This is a genomic window from Actinopolyspora lacussalsi, assembly GCA_030803735.1.
Lineage (GTDB): Bacteria > Actinomycetota > Actinomycetes > Mycobacteriales > Pseudonocardiaceae > Actinopolyspora > Actinopolyspora lacussalsi.
The window spans coordinates 2938303-2953947 of sequence record JAURUC010000001.1; the positions used below are offsets into that span (position 1 = coordinate 2938303).

A 15645-nucleotide genomic window follows, 5' to 3' on the forward strand; every position below is an offset into this window, starting at 1 on the left:
CAGAGCTGGATCATTCAGAGCTGGGTCATGCTGCTGATCTTCCACTGGTCACCGCGTTTCACCGCGATGACGTTGAGCTGTGCCGGGTAGACACCGCCTTCACCGCTCTCGGTGCGGGTGGCGTTCTGGTTGACGAACAGCAGCACCTCGGCGCGCCCGTCCCGCAACATCGTCACCCCGGAGTCGGCGACGGTGGTGGTCAGCACCATCTTCTGTTCGGGGGCCTGCTCGCGCACCGTTCGGAACATCTTGTCGTACTGCTCGACCGAATCGCCGACCAGAACGTTGCCCGCCGTCTGCTCGGTTTTGTCCATATTGGAGTAGTCGAAGGAGAAGATCTTCTCCACGGCCTTGCCGACCTGGCCCTTCACCTCGCTGGTCGCCGACTCGTCCACCAGGGCCCGGTTGGCTGCCGCGCCCCCGTGCCGCAGCGTGTGAGCGGAGTACTGGAACCAGCAGGCCAGCCCGGCGAATCCCACGGTCAGCGCCAGCAGCACGGCCGTGAGCACCTTCCGGTTGCTCCGCGCCGAACCGCTCCCGGCGGTCGCGCCGGAACCACGGTCCGGGCCGTCCGGGGCGGTGTCGCCCGAGTCCGAGCTCTCGGAGTCCGAGTTCTCGGGGGTCGAACCGTCCGAATCAGAACTACCCGAGTCAGGGCCGTCCGAATCAGGGCCGTCCGAGAGGCCCTCCCCCTCGTGTCCGGGGAGCGACTCGTGTCGCCGTTCGGCCGTGTCGTCGGTCGCGGCCGAGGCAGCCACCGATCCGGTCTCCGACGCGGTGCTCGTTCCCTCCTCCTCGGGTAACTCCCCGTTCTCCTCGGGTAACTTCGTGCTCCTCTCCGACGCGCCGCCCCCGGCGGAAGTCATCGATGGCGCGGACTCGGCCGGAGCCGTACCGCCCGCACCGGTGGCGGTGGGCTCGTCGATCGAAGCCTCGCCTGACGAGTCGACTGGCGAATCACCGGAGGAATCGGCGGGCGAGTCGGCGGCGACATCATCGGTGACCTCGGAGGTTCGGGCGTCGCCACCGGTCGCGGCACGATTGCGCGCACCGGCCACGCGCGGCTTGCGCACGGCGGAACCGCCTCGGCCGCGGCCGGTGGGACGGCGAGAGTTGCTCACGGGTGTTCTCCTTGCACGAAAACTGCGTTACCGGCCGGTTCGTGGCGGCCGTGACGGATCGATGTCGAGCGGCTCCGAGCGACACCGCTCACCCCGCGCTCGGGGTCATCCGGTTCAGCTTCCACTGCCCGTCGGTCCTGGTGAGTTCGGCCCTGACCCGCCAACGGCTGGTGGTCGGCTTGCCACCGTCCTCGGTCTTGGTGATCTTGTAACTGGCGATCATCCGGGCCTTGCCCTGTCGCGTGTTCAACTCGGTCAGGGCCGAGGCCAGGATCTCGGCCTCGGTGACCGACTTGGCCTTGGTCACCTGCTCGACACGCTGTTCCCGGCTGCCCTCGAGCACCTCACGCAGCGGCCCGGTGGTCCCGTCGATCGCGCGCCGCATGTCCTGCTTCACCCTGCGGTGGTCGATCGAGTTGAAGTTGATCACCGCCTGTTTTCCGACACGCGACACGCGATCCCGGGTGACCGCCAGCTCCACGTCGGAGTCGTTGGCCGCGAGCGCCCAGGAAACCCCGAATCCGCCCGCCGAGAGCACGCTCGCGACGAGCAGCACCACCGCCACCGGCACCATCCGCCAGCGGCGGGGCCGCAGCAGTGCCGAGACCGCCGATCTCATAAGAGTCCCTTCCCGAACGAGTGCGGAACCGGCGCGGTGGCCCGATCGCCGACCGGGGCACCGCGCCCATCCGCTGTTTCGCACCGTCGCTGTTTCGCGCTGTCGCTCCGGTGTCGTCGTCAGTTACCAGGCGCGTTGTGAGATCCGCGTACAGCGGTGGGGCTTCCCTCCGGAACATCGCAACGCGCGTCGGTGTTCAGCGGTACCGCGCCGAGCTCGTTGCCCGCGCGGCGCTCGGTGCTCTCGTACACGCAGGGCACCGGGTCGAAGATGTTGAGCGCCAGCCCGAAGTGCGCTGAACCGTCCCCGGGAGCGACGGTGAAACCACCGGCGCTGACCGCCGGATAGGTCACGAACAGCTGCTCCAACCCGGCGTTGTTGTCCGAGAGCGCCCTGGCAGTGGGGATACCGTTGGCCAACAGCGAGGAGAGCGCGGGACCGGTGGTGCGCAGTACTCCGCTGACCTGCTGGGCGGCTTCCGGTGCGCGGTCGAGCACCGCACGGATGTCGCCGTCGGACTTCTCCAGCTGTCGCGACACCAACCGCAGGTCCTCGCTGAACGACCTGATGGCCGAGGACTGGTCGTTCTGCGTCTCCAGCACCGTGGCCGCGTCGGAGAGCAGCCGCTTGGTCTGGGGCAGGTGGCGCTGCGCCTCGGCGGTGAACTCGTCCGTGGTGTCCAGGATGCGTTGCAGGTTCCCGCCGTTTCCCTCGAAAGCGGTTCCCAGCTCGTCGACGACGGTGCGCAACGAGTCCTCGGGCACCGACTCGACGAAGGAGTCCAGATCGGTGAGCAGCTCCTCGACGGGCAGCGGGGTCTCGGTGTTCCGTTCGCGGATCACCGAGCCGTCGTGCAGGTAGGGGCCGTCGGAGTTCTTCGGCAGCAGGTCCACGTACTGCTCACCGACTACCGAGCGGTTCGCCACGACCGCCCGCACGTCGGTGGGGATCCGCGGCGCGGCGGGCTCGATGTCCAGCGGAACCCGCACGCCCCCCGGGGTGAGTTCGAGTTCGCCGACCCGCCCTACCTGCACTCCCCGGTAGGTGACCTCGGCGTTGGGGAAGATTCCGCCGGAGTCGGCCAGCTCGACGGTCACCACGTAACCGCGCGGCCCGAACAGCCTATCCAGTCCCGCGTACCTGGCTCCGGCGTAGCTGACCCCGACCAGCGCCACGACGAGGAAGGCCGCGATCTGCACACGTACCTTGCGGGTGAGCATCAGTCACCTCCGAACAGGAAGTCGAGGAAACCGCCGTCGTCCTCTCCCGAGGAGTCGTCCCGCTCGGTGGAGGGTTCCGTGGGTTCGGGCGAATCGGCCGTGCTCGGCTGTCCGCCCTGCCCCCCGCTGCCCTGCCCGCTGCCCTGTTCGGCGGAACCCGAGGACCGGTCCGAGGATCCGGAGGAGCCCGAGGCCAGCGGCAGCGGCATGTCGGGAAGCTGGGAGCCGCTCGATTCGCCGGGCAGATCGAGCAACGGTTGTCTGCTGCGTCCGAGATTCTCGGTGATGCGCGAGATGTTGAGGTCGACGTCCATGTACAGATTGGTGTAGTCGCCCTTGATCCCCTCCACGGCGGCGTCGGTGAAGGGGTAGGTGAACAGGATCTGCAACGACTTCGGCAGGTCCGAACCGGCAGCGGCGAGGTTGCGCAGCACCGGTTGCAGCTCGCGCAGATTGTGCAGGATGTCCTGCCTGGTCTTGTCGATCACGTCGGTGGCGACGCCGGAGAGCTTGTCCAGCGACTCCAGCATGGTCACCAGTTGCTGCCGCTGCCGGTTCAGCACCTTCAGTCCGGGTTCGAGGTCCCGCAGTGCGGATTCGATGTTGCCGCGCTGTTCGCGGAGCGTGGCGCTGAGCCGGTTGACGCTGTCCAGCGCGGCGGTGATGTCGTCCTTGCTCTCGTCCAGCTCGCCGACCAGTTGGTCCATGTTGGACAGCAGGTCGCGGACCTGGGACTCACGACCGTCCAGGGCCTTGTTGAGCTCCTCGGCGATGTTCTGGATCTGGGCGATACCACCGCCGTTGAGCAGCATGGAGAGCGCGCCGAGCACTTCCTCGACCTCGGGTCCGCGCCCGGTCCGCCCGTTGGGGATCACGTCCCCCTCGCCGAGTTCGCCCTTCGGTTCCTCGGACTCCGGCGGTTGGTACAGCTCCACGTACTTCTCGCCCAGCAGGCTGGACTGTTCGATCTTGGCGAGCGCGTTGCCCGGCAGGTCCACCTTGTCGTGGACGGTCATGGTCACCTCGGCCCGCCAGGAGTCCGCGAGGAGTTCGACGTCCGAGACCCGGCCGACCGGCACGTCGTTGACCCGGACACCGGCGTTGGGCACCAGATCGGTGACGTCGTCGAACCGCGCCTTGACGGTGTAGGGGTCGTCCCCCACGTCGGCCCCGCCGGGCAGTGGCAGGCTGTGCACCCCGTTGAAGTCGCCGAGTCCGCAGCCGCTGGTGACCAGCAGGGTGGTCAGCAGCGCCAGCGAGACCCGGCGCAGCGGCCGGAACCGCGCGGTGGTGGTTCGAGTGGTGGCGGTCCGAGTGGTGGCGGTCCGAGCGTCAGCGGGGTCGGACGGTGTGTGCGGCGTGGACATCACTGTCCTTTCGATCCGGACCCTTGCGAGCCCTGGAAGAGCTCGTCGCTGCTGCGGCGCAGCGGCAGCGGCAGGTCTGGCTTGCCGCCCTGCTGCAGCTTGGCGATGGTCTCCGTCGGGTCGAGCAGTTCACCGCCGTCGCCCAGGAAGGAGCTCACCGACTCGCAGCCGTCGCGCAGCCCCGACGGCACGTTCGCCAGCGAGCCCTGCTGGCTCTCCGGCCTGATCTGCTTGAACAGCTTGCACAGCAGCACCAGCGGGGGCTGCCGCAGCTCGTTGAGATTGGCCCTGGTGTCCAGCGTCCCGGAAGCGGCGTTGTAGGAGTTCTGCAGGTTGCCCAGCGCCAGGGGCGCGTCGGTCAGCGTCTCGCGCAGTGCCTTGTTCTGCTCCGCCAGCACCTTGGCGACCGAGTTGAGCTGCTCGACGTTGCTGCGCAGCTTCTCGCGGTTGTTCCGCACGAACTTCTCGATCTTGTCCAGTGCCAGGGCGAGTTCGGACAGCGCCGTGTCGAGGTCGTCGCGCTGCGAGGCGAGCAGCTGGTTGATGTCGCGCATCTGGCTGTTGAAGTCGCGGACCTGCTCGTCGTTCTCGGCGAGGTTGGAGGTGATGCGCTGCAGCTGGTCCACTGTGGAGAACAGGTCCTCGCTGCTGCCGGACAGCGTGCTGCCCGCCTCGCCGAGATCGCGCAGGGTGCGGGAGATCAGCTCCCCGTTGCCCTCCAGGGTTTCCGCGCTGGTGCGCAGCAGCCTGCTCAGTTCGCCGTTGGAGTTGGCGCCCTCCGGTCCGAGCGCGGTGGAGAGTTCGTTGAGACTCCGGTAGACCTCGTCGATCTCCACCGGCGTCACGGTGCGCTCGTTGGGGATGGTCGCCCCGGCGGCCAGCTTCGGACCGCCGTCGTAGACCGGGGTCAGCTGCACGAACCTGCCGCTGACCACGCTGGGCGAGATCACCGCCGCTCCCGCGTCGGCGGGAACCTCCAGCGAGCGGCGCACGCTCAGCTCCACCCGGACCCGGTTCGGTTGCGGTGTCACGGTGTCGATGCTTCCCACCTGGACACCGAGCACACGCACCTCACCGCCCTCGTAGAGGCCGACGGCGTTGTCGAAGTAGGCGACGATGCGGCGCTGGTCCACACCGTAGAACACCCACCACACGGTCGCGGTGACCAGCAGCGCGAGCACGCTTCCCAGCGCCAGCGTCCTGGTGAGGGGAGGTTTGCCGAGTCGGTTCATGGCAGGCAGCCCTCCTGGTTGATCGGGCCGACCGCGGGTGGCAACAGCCCGCAGAGGTAGACGTCGAACCAGCGGCCGTTGCCGAGCACGTTGGAGAACAGCCGGGTGAACGGCGCCATGCGCTCGATGCTCTTGCCGAGGTTCTCCTGGTTGCGCTGCAGCAGCTCGGTCACCTCGTCCAGCTGCCGCAGCGCGGGCCCCAGCTGCGCCGAGTTCTCCTCGACCAGGCCGGTGATCTGGCGGGACAGTTTCGTGACCCCGTCCAGCAGCGACTTGATCGCGTCCCTGCGCTGCCGCAGTTCCGCGAGCAGCCGGTTGCCGTCCCGCAGCAGTTTCTCGATCTCGGTGTTGCGCTCGGCGACGGTGGTGGCCACCTTGTTCGTCTTGTCCAGCAGCTCCTTGAGCTGGCGGTCCCGTTCGGAGATGGTGTTGGACAGTCGGGACAGCCCCTGCAACGTGCCGCGCATCTCCTCCGAGGTTCCGGAGAGGGTGTTCGACAGGGTGCGGAAGCTCTTGGCCAGCTGCGTGGTGTCGACCTTGTCGACGGTCTCGGACAGCTGGCTGAAGGTCTCGATGACGTCGTAGGGCGACATGGTGCGCCGCAGCGGGATGGGCTCGGAAGTGGACTGGCGGTTCTCACCCTTGGTGTCGAGGGCGAGGTACTTCTTGCCGAGCAGGGTTCCCACCTTGATCGCGGCCACGGTGCCGTCGCCCACCCAGGCGTCCCGCACGTCGAAGGTGACCTTGACGTGGGCGTTGTCCAGCTCCACACCGGTGACCGATCCGACCTTCACCCCGGCCACGCGCACGGTGTCGCCCTCGGTGAGGCCGCCCGCCTCGCTGAAGTTGGCGGTGTAGGTGGTGCCGGAGACGAACGGCAGGCTCTTGTAGTTCATCGCCAGCAGGAATCCCAGCGCCAGCACCAGCAGTCCGGCGATGCCGATCTTGATCGGGTCGCGTTTCCGGAAGGACTTCATGGGCGACACCTCGGCTGGGTAACCGGCATCAGCGGCAGCGGGATGTCGGTCTCCCCCACACCGACCGTGCCGGAGACCTCGCAGACGTAGAAGTTGAACCAGGAGCCGTAGCTCGCGGTCCTGCTGATGGTGTTGAGCTTGTCGGGCATGTTGCGCAGGAAGTCGCGCACGTCAGTCTTGTTCTCGTTGAGGTTGGCCGAGACCTCACGGAGCCCGGCGATGTCCTGCTGCAGCGGTGGTCTCGCCTGCTCGACCAACCCGGCGGTGGTGTTGGTCAGCTCGTCCATCGCGGTGATGGCGCCGCCCACGGAGCCGCGGTCGGAGGCCAGGCCGGAGACGAACTCCTGCAACTGGGACACCAGCCCGGAAAGCTGGTCACGACGGTCGTTGACCGTGGTCAGCACCTTGTTGAGGTTGTCGATGACCTGACCGATGACCTTGTCCTTCTCGGCGATGGTCTTGGTCAGCGAGGCGGTGTGGGTGAGCAGGCTCTTCACGGTGCCCGCCTCGCCCTGCAGCACCTGGATGATCTCGAAGGAGAGCTTGTTGACCTGCTTCGGTGACAGCGCCTGGAACAACGGCTGGAAACCACCGAGCAGCGCGTTGAGGTCCAGCGGTGGCTGGGTGCGTTCCAGCGGGATGGTCGAGCCCGCCGACAGGTAGTCGTCCACCTCACCCGCGCCCTGCCGCAGTGACACGTAGCGCTCCCCGATCAGGTTGCGCCACTTCACCGCGGCACGGGTCGACTTCGGCAGCCGCTGTTCGGAGACTGTGAAGTCCACCTCGGCCGTACCGTGGTCGACCAGCCCGATGCTTTCCACCTGGCCGACCTTCACCCCGGCCACGCGCACGTCGTCACCGGCTTTCAGCCCGGTGACGTCGGTGAACAGCGCGGTGTAGGACTTCGAGTCGCGCAACCCCTGGTTGGCGATGGTCAGGATCAGCGCTCCGGTGGCGAGCACGGTGACCAGCACGAAGATCGTGAACTTGACCAGCGGGCCGGTGATGGAACGTCCGCTCATTCGTAGCTCACCTCGCTTCCGCGCAGCAGCGGCCCCACGAGCAGCGAACTCCATCCGGGAACCCGCTCGGGGGAAACGTTCATCGTCGGGGCGAGCACGGTGGAGACGAACTCGCGCTCGGCCGGGGAGTTCACCAGCTCGCTGCCGGTGGTGGCCGACTGCGGCGAGGTGCTCGCCGCCGAGTCGTCGCCCCCTCCGCCCGAGGAATCGCCGCCCGGGGAATCGCCGGTCGGGGAATCGCCGCCCGGGGAGTCACTCGTCGGGGAGTCACTCGTCGGGGAGTCACTCGTCGGGGAGTCGGCCCCCTCACCACTGGGCAGGTAGTCCTCCATGCCCGAGGGCGGGTTGAGGCCGCCGTTGGAGGTCTTGGCCGGCGGTGGTTTGTAGGAGCCGTCCTTGACGGGGCCGTCCGGCGGGTACTGCGGGAAGGGGGTGGGTGCGTTCTCGAAGTTGTAGCAGCGGGGACCGCGCTTGTCCCGAAAGGCCGGCTCGTCCCTGCCCGGGACGTACTTGCCCCGGTCGGAGGTGATCTCCAACGTGATGTGCAGCCCCGGTTCGTCGGTGCCCTTGCCGAAGGCCCGGTCGATGCGGGGGATGAACTCGGCCATGTCGTCGAGGAAGCACCGGTACTCCGGCGCGTACTTGGCCAGCACGTCCATCGTGGGCCGTGCCGAGGAGTTGAGCCGGATCAGGTTGTCGCGGTTCTCGGCCAGGAACCCGCGCAGGTCGTCGGAGGTCCTGGTGGTCTGCCGGGTCAGCACGCGCAGCTGCTCGCGTTGTTCCACCAGCGTCCTGGACGTAGTGGTCAGGTTGTCCAGCGCGTTGAGCGCGTCCGGTGCCGCCTGTTCGTAGGTGCGGGCGAAACCGACGACCTCGCGGAGGTTGCGCTTGAGGTCGGGAACCGACGGGTTGATCCCCTCCAGGTAGGTGTTCAACCGCGTGAGGGTGCGGCCGATGTCCTCGCCGCGCCCGTCCAGCGCGGTGCTCAGCGCGTTGAGGGTGGCCGACAGCTCGGAGGGTTGCACCGCGCGCAGCACCTCCAGCGTGTCGGAGAGCACGTTCTGCAGTTCCACCGAGGTCTCGGTGCGGTCCTGGGTGATCACGTCCCCTTCGGACAGATGCGTGCCCGCGGGCCGGTCGGGGATCCGCAACGAGACGTAGCGGGAACCGAACAGCGACTTCGGCAGCAGCCGGGCGGTGACGTTGGACGGGATGCTGCCGACCTTGTTCGGCTCCAGGGCGAGCCGCAGCGTCGCGCCGTCACCCGCCGCGCTCACCTCGCGCACCTTGCCGACCAGCATCCCGCGCACCTTCACGTCGGAGCGGGGGCGCAGCTGGTTTCCGGCGGACGCGGCGCGCAGCTGCACCTCGACCACGGGTTTGAAGGCCTTCTGGTATATCGCCACGGTCAGGCTGACGAACAGCACCATGCTCATCAGCAGCGCCAGGCCCATCAGGCGCCGCTTGACCGGTCCGGGTCCGCGCCTGCTCATCCGGCGATCCGAACCGTGGTCGTCGAGCCCCAGATGGCGAGGCTGAGCAGCAGGTCGAGCACCGCCGTCGACACGATCGCGGTGCGCACGGCGCGGCCGACGGCGATTCCCACCCCGGCGGGACCGCCGCTGGCGCGGTAACCGAAGTAGCAGTGCGTCATGATCACCACCACGCTGAATACGAGCACTTTGCCGAAGGACCACAGCACGTCCTGCGGCGGCAGGAACAGGTTGAAGTACTTGTCGTAGGTACCGGGTGGCTGGCCGTAGACGAAGATCGTGACCGCCCGGGAGGCGAGGTAGGAGGTCAGCAGCCCCAGCACGTACAGCGGGATCACCGCCACGAAACCGGCGGTCACCCGCGTGCTGACCAGGTAGGGGAGGCTGGGGATCCCCATCACCTCCAGCGCGTCGATCTCGTCGGAGATGCGCATGGCGCCGAGTTGAGCGGTGAAGCCGGAGCCGACGGTGGCCGACAGCGCCAGCCCGGCGACCAGCGGCGCGATCTCACGAGTGTTGAAGTAGGCCGAGACGAAGCCGGAGAACGCCGCGGTGCCGAGCTGGTTCAGCGCGGCGTAGCCCTGCAGCCCGACCACGACACCGGTGAACATGGTCAGGCCGATCATCACGCCGACCGTGCCGCCGATCACCGCGAGCGCGCCGCTGCCGAAGCTGACCTCGGCCAGCAGCCGCAGGACTTCCCTGGAGTAGCGAACGATCGCCTTGGGCAGCCACACCAGCACCCGCAGGTAGAACGACATCTGGTCGCCCAGGCCGTCCAGGGTCCGGAGTGGACGCCGCGCCACTTCGAGCGCGCGCCGGGAGATAGTGGTCATTCCCTCACAACCTCTGTGCCGGGAAGATCTGCAGATAGAGCAGCGTGACGATGAAGTTCACGGCGAACAGCAGCAGGAACGTCACGACCACCGACTGGTTGACGGCCTCGCCGACCCCCTTCGGTCCCGGTGGCGGGTTGAGACCGCGGTGGGCGGCCACCACGCCCGCGATGAAACCGAAGATCAGTGCCTTGAACTCGCCCACCCAGATGTCGGACAGCCGCGCCAGCGAGCCGAAACTCGCCATGTAGGCGCCGGGCGTGCCGCCCTGCATGATCACGTTGAAGAAGTAGCCGCCGAGCACGCCGACCACGCTGACCATGCCGTTGAGCAGCACCGCCACCAGCATCGCCGAGAGCACCCTGGGCACGACCAGCCGCTGCACCGGCGAGACGCCGAGCACCTCCATCGCGTCGATCTCGTCGCGGATCTTGCGGGAACCTAGGTCGGCGCAGATCGCCGAACCGCCCGCGCCCGAGATGAGCAGCGCGGTGACGATGGGGCTGGCCTGCTGGATGATGGCCAGCACGCTCGCGGCGCCGGTGAATGCCTGCGCGCCGAGCTGCTGGGTCAGCGAGCCGAGTTGCAGCGCGATCACGGCGCCGAACGGGATCGCCACCAGCGCGGTGGGCATGATCGTGACACCGGCGATGAACCAGCACTGCTGGATGAACTCGCGCAGCTGGAACGGACGCCTGGGCATCAGGCGGATCACATCGAGGCCGAGCGCGAACAACCTGCCGGTCTCGCGCAGTGCCCCGGTGCCCGGAATGTTGGTTCGGGTCGGAGCGCTCACCGCTCACCCCGCTTGCGCCAGAAGCGGCGGCGGTTGCGTCCGCCGGAGGCGGCGGGCTCGGCCGAGCCGACCGGCTGCTCCGGGGATTGTTGTTCCGGAGCCCGCTGTTCGGGGTCGCGCTGTTCCGGTGCACGGCGCGGATGCGGCGTGGGACGGGGTTGGGGCGAACCGGAGCTCGACGGGGCCTGCTCGGCGGACGGAGGGACGTCCTGCCGCGGGGCCTCCTGCTGAAAGGCGTCCGTGTTCGGGGTGCCCCTCCCCTCGTGGGGAAGTCGCGCCACCCGCTCGGTGGGGAGTTCTCCCGCGAATCTGGCCTCGCCGGAGAGCCGCACCGTGTCGCCGCTGTCGGCGCCCCACTGGCCGGCACCGGCATCGATGGGGCCGGTGGGGGCGTCCCCGGCCAGGCCGTAGCGGGCGCGTTCGGACTCGGAGAGGCTGTTGACCACGGCCTGCCGGGCGCCCGGTTCGAGCGAGTCGAGATCGGCCATGACCCGGTCCTGCCTGCGCCGCACCGCGATCCGCTCGGGAACTCCCGGCGAGATGCCCAGCTGCGGAATGATCTCGGGAACCCCCTGGTCCTCGCCGAGTTCGGCGAGTTCCGCGGCGGTCTGGCCGGAGTCCTTCTCCTCGCTCATCCCGATGGGGCCTGCCCTGCGGCCGTTGAGGAACTGTTCCACGGCGGGTTCGGTGGAGGTCAGCAGCAGCTCCCTCGGCCCGAACATGGCGAGGTGGCGCCGGTAGAGCATCCCGATGTTGTCCGGGACGGTGCGGGCGGTGTTGATGTCGTGGGTGACGATCAGGAACGTCGCGTCGGTCTGCGCGTTGAGATCGACGATCAGCTGGTTGAGATAGGCCGTGCGCACCGGGTCGAGCCCGGAGTCCGGCTCGTCGAACAGGATGATCTCCGGTTCGAGCACCAGGGCGCGGGCCAGTCCGGCACGTTTCTTCATGCCACCGGAGATCTCGCCCGGCAGCTTCTCCTCGGAGCCGACGAGACCGACCATCTCCATCTTCTCGCCCACGATGCGGCGGACCTCGGTCTCGCCCTTCTTCGTGTGCTCCCGCAGCGGGAAGGCGATGTTGTCGTAGAGGTTCATCGAGCCGAACAGCGCGCCGTCCTGGAACAGCACGCCGAAGAGCTTGCGCACTTCGTAGAGCTGGCTCTCCGAGCAGTCGCAGACGTCCACCCCGTTGATGACGACCTTGCCGTGCTCCGGGTTGAGCAGACCGACCAGGGCCTTCAGAAACACCGACTTGCCGGTCCCGGAGGGACCCAGCAGCACGCTGATCTCGCCGGTGGGCAGCGTCAGCGTGACGTCGGACCAGATGTTCTGCGACCCGAAGGACTTGGAAAGTCCCTCGACGGCCACTTCGACACCCATCCGCACCTCCACGTCGCTCATCGGCACCCACGCCTGCACTCGGCCCGGGTAGCGGGTCAGGTGGGGAACCTGACAGCTGTGACACGCTTAACGAGCGTTGAACGCGTCACACCGGTCAACGAGCCCGGTGCGGCTGGGTTACTCCGGAGTTGCGAACGGATTTCGGCGGATGGGACAGGGCGAATGCGCCCTCGGAGGGGCGGGAACGCGACGTGGCCGGTGCTCCACGGTGGAGCACCGGCCACTGCTTCACGAACTAGTCAGTAGGAATTCAGCAACGGCACAATCGGCGGTGGGACGCATTCGTGAATGCTCGAACCGCCGTACTCGCTGAATCCGCCGCTCCGACTCCTCGGTTCAGGAACAAGCTTTCAGCACGGATACACCCGGCGCTGTGGATATCACCTCAGCAACTGCCGTGTCCGAACCACCTCCGAAGGACCCAGGAACCGTCGACATCATCCCGGCGACCTCCATCACTTCCCCGGAAACGAACAACCCCGAACCGAAGCACTCTCCGCGGTCGAATTCCTCACCCGACGGCTTTTCCGCGACTTCCGCTCCGTCGAGAACCCGCTGCAGACATCCGGCCATCTCCGGACTACCGGAGGGATGGATCGCCACGCATTCGTCGGTCTCGTGCGAAGCCAACCCGATCTCTCGTTCGGTAACCTCCGGCCGGTTCTCACGTTTCTCCGTGTACTTCGCTCGTTCCTGTTCCGCCTTGTCCACGCGGGCCTGCGCCGCCGCTGCCGCGGCAGCGGCGGCGTCCTCACCCGCTTGCAGAGCGGCGTCGCGTGCCTGGTCGGCGGCGGAATAGACTTCCGAGGCGTAATCGTGAGCGTCGGATACGGAACGCTGTGCACTGACGGCGTAACTCGCGGCCTCGTCGGAGGACTGTGCCGCGGAACCGACTGCTCCCCTGACGGCGCTAGCCGAATCCGCCACACGTTGTGCGGCCGCCTGTGCTTCGTCAGCCGATGCCTGCGCCTGTCCGGCGTGCTCGGACGCTCGGTTCGCGGAATCGGCCGCCTGCTGCGCGTAGTCCTCTGCCTCCGCAGTCGCTCCACGTGCCTCGGCCGCGGCCTCGGCCGACTCGTAGGCCTGCCGCCGCGCGTCCGAGGCAGCCTGCAGTCCCCGCTCGACGAGCCTGTTCATCTCCGCGTTGTGGACAGCAGCCCTGTGATCACGCTGCTTGGCGATGTACTGCCCGTACTTCACGAACGAGCGGGTCCAGGCGGGCGTCCCCCGCAGAGCCGCTTCGGCGGCGGCACGCACGTGCGAACCGCCACCATCCTTGAGCTGGGTCGTTTTGACACGATGATCGGTGGCACGAGCACTGTACTGTCCCTCGACGAGGAACCGGTGGACATCCGCCTCGGTGCCGTTCAGCGCCGCTTCGGCGGCTTCCTCGACCGCGGGGCCGGTGGCACCGTCCAGAATCCGGGTCACGCGAACCCGTTCGTCGGTAGCACGGTCCGGATAGTCCTGGTTGGTCAGGAATTCATTGATCTCGGCGATCGTCCCCTGCAATGCCTGCTCGGCTGCCTGCCGCAGGTCGAGGGACTCGCCCACCTCCGAGATGCGAGCGACCCGAGAACGGTTGTCCGAGTTCATCGCCGCCTCGCGTCCCGACTCGACCCACTGCCGCACATCGGCTTCGGTGCCGGACAACGCGTGCTGCGCCGCCTGCCTGCTCCAAGGGCCTCCGGTCCGCATGATGTCGACGGCTGCCTGCCTGCCCTTGCTCAGCACCGTCTCGGGTGAGGCATCGGAAGCACTCGCGGCGTCGAGCAGCTGTTGGGTCTCCGAGTCGATGCGGGCCTGCTCGCGAGCGTCCCACTGTGCTTGTTCCGGTTTCCGCTGCCGCGCCTGCTCTGCTGCCTCGGCCCGTCCGATGGTGCGCTGCCTCTGCTGCGCGAGCCGCTCTGTATCGGCCTCACGTGCCAGTTTCACGACCTCGCGGGCCTGTACGGCCGCCGCCCTGGCGGCGTTCGCGGCTTCGATCGCGGCGTTGGCGTGCCGGGTGGCCTCAGCCGCCGCGTCGTCGGCCCCGCCTGCTTGCTCGGCCGCGTCGGCGGCGCTGTTGGCACGCTGCGTGGCGGAGTCCGCAACGACCGCCGCATCACCCGCGGCGTCTCCCGAACGGTTGGCCAGCGAGGTAGCCGCACTGGCTGCCTGCTGCGCACGCTGCGCCTGGGCTCGTGCCGCCGCGCCCGCCTGTTCCGCGGTCGCGGCCGCGTCCTCGGAAACCCCGGCCTGCTGTGCCGCGTCTTCGGCCGCCACACCGGCCGCTGCCGCCTTCTCGGAAGCACTGACCGCCGCCTGCGCCGCAACGGCCGCCTGGTCGGCCACGTCACCAGCACTGCGAGCAGCATCGGCGGCACGTCCGGCTCCCGCCGCGGCGTCCCGTGCCGTCGCGGCGGCATCACGAGCGGCCTGTCCTCCACTCGCATCACGCGCGGCAGCGGAGGCCGCCGAATACGCACGTGAAGCCGCCTTTCCCGCCAGACTCGCCGCCGACGCGGACTGCGAAGCGGCGTCGGCCACCGTTGCGGCAGCACGGTCCGCCGCTGCCGCCGCCGAAATCGCGCTTCCCGCGGCCCGGGCCGCTTCGTCCGCCTGCCCGGCCGCTTCCCGTGCAGCAGCGCTGGCTCTTACGGTGTCCCCTTGGGCTGCCTCGGCTTCCTCCTTGGCCCGCTGGGCTCCCTGCTTGGCCTGCTCCGCCGCTTGCGCGGCCTTCTCGCCCGCCTGCTTCGCGGTACCGGCTCGGTCACGGGCCTTCTCGCCCGCCTTCTCGGCACGCTCCACCAACTCGGTGACCGTGGCCTTCTCCGCGTCGCGTGCTTGCGCCGCCTCCCGCTCGTACTCGAGGAAGTTCCGCAGCGCGACGTCGGTGTCGGCCTCCAACGCGCGCTCGGCGGCTTCCTTCACATGCGGTCCGCCCGCGGCCATGGCCTGTACGACTCGTACTCGCAGGTCGGTGTGGTGGGGCTCCTCCCAACCGCTGGTGAGGAACTCCTCCAGTGCGGTGTTGGTGTCGGTGTCCAGCGCCGTTTCGGCGGCGCTGGACACGCTGGGACCACCGGCTGCCTTGGCACGTACCACCCACAACCGCAGATCGGTGTGGTAGGGCTGCTCCCAACCGGTGTCCAGGAACTCCCGCAACGCGGCGTCGGCGTCGGCGTCGAGTGCCTGGTTCGCGGCCTGCTTCGTGGCGGGGCCGCCCTTGTCCATCATCCGCACAGTGCGGATACGCAGATCCTGGTGCGCGGCGGTTTCCCGCCCACCGTTGAGGAAATCCAGCATCGCGTCGTCGCCGCCCGCGAGTGCTTCGGCAGCGGCGTCACGTGTGGCCGGGCCGCCGTCCTGCCACAGCTGCACCACTTGCGCGCGCTCGCTCGGCGAGATGGTGCTCGCCTCCGCCGACGCGGCCGGTGCACTGCCCATTATGGCGGTGACCGTCGTGGCCGCGATACCGGCGGCCAACCCCGCTCGGTATCGGGTGCCGCGCTTGGCGGCACGTCTGTTCCTGTCGTGTCCTAACACGTGGGTTCTCCCTGATTATCGCGAAACACGC

Annotated in this window: 11 protein-coding genes and 1 pseudogene; all 12 read right to left on the bottom strand. The window is 68.4% G+C overall.

From position 1 onward, the window contains the following. Positions 1 to 14 precede the first annotated feature (14 nt). A complete protein-coding gene (locus tag J2S53_RS13030) occupies positions 15 to 1121 on the bottom strand; it encodes a hypothetical protein (protein ID WP_456241180.1) in 1107 nt (368 codons plus the stop codon). An 88-nt stretch (positions 1122 to 1209) separates the two neighbouring features. After that, positions 1210 to 1740 carry a hypothetical protein gene (locus tag J2S53_RS13035; protein ID WP_456241181.1) on the bottom strand — a complete coding sequence of 177 codons (531 nt, stop codon included), beginning with the start codon at positions 1738 to 1740 and terminating at the stop codon, positions 1210 to 1212. Between the two features lie 119 nt (positions 1741 to 1859). Further along, the gene (locus J2S53_RS13040; protein ID WP_456241182.1) at positions 1860 to 2960 is read right to left on the bottom strand and encodes an MlaD family protein; all 1101 of its coding nucleotides are present in this window, start codon (positions 2958 to 2960) and stop codon (positions 1860 to 1862) included. After that, a complete protein-coding gene (locus J2S53_RS13045; protein ID WP_456241183.1) occupies positions 2960 to 4327 on the bottom strand; it encodes an MCE family protein in 1368 nt (455 codons plus the stop codon). The genes J2S53_RS13040 and J2S53_RS13045 overlap by 1 nt, the downstream gene beginning before the upstream one ends. Continuing rightward, on the bottom strand, positions 4327 to 5559 hold the full coding sequence (locus J2S53_RS13050) for an MCE family protein (RefSeq protein ID WP_456241184.1): 1233 nt from the start codon (positions 5557 to 5559) through the stop codon (positions 4327 to 4329). Before J2S53_RS13050 ends, J2S53_RS13045 begins: the two co-directional genes overlap by 1 nt. Next, positions 5556 to 6536, bottom strand: coding sequence for an MCE family protein (locus tag J2S53_RS13055; RefSeq protein WP_456241185.1), 981 nt, complete (start codon positions 6534 to 6536; stop codon positions 5556 to 5558). Before J2S53_RS13055 ends, J2S53_RS13050 begins: the two co-directional genes overlap by 4 nt. After that, positions 6533 to 7558, bottom strand: a complete 1026-nt coding sequence (locus tag J2S53_RS13060; RefSeq protein ID WP_456241186.1) for an MCE family protein — start codon at positions 7556 to 7558, stop codon at positions 6533 to 6535. Before J2S53_RS13060 ends, J2S53_RS13055 begins: the two co-directional genes overlap by 4 nt. Next, positions 7555 to 9051 carry an MCE family protein gene (locus tag J2S53_RS13065; RefSeq protein ID WP_456241187.1) on the bottom strand — a complete coding sequence of 499 codons (1497 nt, stop codon included), beginning with the start codon at positions 9049 to 9051 and terminating at the stop codon, positions 7555 to 7557. The genes J2S53_RS13060 and J2S53_RS13065 overlap by 4 nt, the downstream gene beginning before the upstream one ends. Continuing rightward, the gene (locus J2S53_RS13070; RefSeq protein ID WP_092626270.1) at positions 9048 to 9887 is read right to left on the bottom strand and encodes an MlaE family ABC transporter permease; all 840 of its coding nucleotides are present in this window, start codon (positions 9885 to 9887) and stop codon (positions 9048 to 9050) included. The genes J2S53_RS13065 and J2S53_RS13070 overlap by 4 nt, the downstream gene beginning before the upstream one ends. Before the next feature lie 4 nt (positions 9888 to 9891). Beyond that, a complete protein-coding gene (locus J2S53_RS13075; RefSeq protein ID WP_092925886.1) occupies positions 9892 to 10683 on the bottom strand; it encodes an MlaE family ABC transporter permease in 792 nt (263 codons plus the stop codon). Positions 10684 to 10937: 254 nt separating this feature from the next. After that, positions 10938 to 12065, bottom strand: a pseudogene (locus J2S53_RS13080) (ABC transporter ATP-binding protein); the annotation flags it as partial. A gap of 357 nt (positions 12066 to 12422) precedes the next feature. Further along, a complete protein-coding gene (locus J2S53_RS13085; protein WP_456241188.1) occupies positions 12423 to 15614 on the bottom strand; it encodes an ALF repeat-containing protein in 3192 nt (1063 codons plus the stop codon). Positions 15615 to 15645 lie beyond the last annotated feature (31 nt).

What these genes read in the sequence shown, in the direction of transcription:
- J2S53_RS13035 (WP_456241181.1), bottom strand. Translation starts at nt 1,740, where the DNA reads ATGAGATCGGCGGTCTCGGCACTGCTGCGGCCCCGCCGCTGGCGGATG.
- J2S53_RS13040 (WP_456241182.1), bottom strand. Translation starts at nt 2,960, where the DNA reads ATGCTCACCCGCAAGGTACGTGTGCAGATCGCGGCCTTCCTCGTCGTG.
- J2S53_RS13045 (WP_456241183.1), bottom strand. Translation starts at nt 4,327, where the DNA reads ATGTCCACGCCGCACACACCGTCCGACCCCGCTGACGCTCGGACCGCC.
- J2S53_RS13050 (WP_456241184.1), bottom strand. Translation starts at nt 5,559, where the DNA reads ATGAACCGACTCGGCAAACCTCCCCTCACCAGGACGCTGGCGCTGGGA.
- J2S53_RS13055 (WP_456241185.1), bottom strand. Translation starts at nt 6,536, where the DNA reads ATGAAGTCCTTCCGGAAACGCGACCCGATCAAGATCGGCATCGCCGGA.
- J2S53_RS13060 (WP_456241186.1), bottom strand. Translation starts at nt 7,558, where the DNA reads ATGAGCGGACGTTCCATCACCGGCCCGCTGGTCAAGTTCACGATCTTC.
- J2S53_RS13065 (WP_456241187.1), bottom strand. Translation starts at nt 9,051, where the DNA reads ATGAGCAGGCGCGGACCCGGACCGGTCAAGCGGCGCCTGATGGGCCTG.
- J2S53_RS13070 (WP_092626270.1), bottom strand. Translation starts at nt 9,887, where the DNA reads ATGACCACTATCTCCCGGCGCGCGCTCGAAGTGGCGCGGCGTCCACTC.